This window comes from Paenibacillus sp. GbtcB18 (genome assembly GCF_019091125.1).
In the GTDB taxonomy this organism is placed as follows: Bacteria; Bacillota; Bacilli; order Paenibacillales; family NBRC-103111; genus Paenibacillus_F; species Paenibacillus_F chitinolyticus.
This window is the reverse complement of record NZ_JAGXJX010000994.1, coordinates 1-230: the sequence shown is the minus strand read 5'-3', so window position 1 is coordinate 230 and position 230 is coordinate 1. Positions and strand designations below refer to the sequence as shown.

Genomic DNA, 230 nt, shown 5'->3' with positions numbered 1-230 from the left:
CATAAGCCTCCGCGTAGTTGATGGAATCTACTATGTTATCGGTAGGGCCGGGTTTGTCCAGCGGCATGTGCAGCTCGACATGCACATAAAAACGATGTCCCAATTTATTCTCTTCGGCAAAAACCCCGTGATATCCGTAAAACTCCATACGTGGCAGTATAAGTTTGTCCATTACCCATTTTCCTCCTCAAGCCTCAAAATTAGGATAAGCGCAAAACTTCCGGTCCGTA

General features: G+C 46.1%; 1 protein-coding gene. It reads right to left on the bottom strand.

Annotated elements, in window-relative coordinates; all coding sequences use genetic code 11:
• A partial coding sequence (locus tag KVT34_RS31500; protein ID WP_483311482.1) for a dihydroneopterin aldolase occupies nt 1-148 on the bottom strand: 148 nt, incomplete at its 3' end.
• Between the last annotated feature and the right edge of the window lie 82 nt (nt 149-230).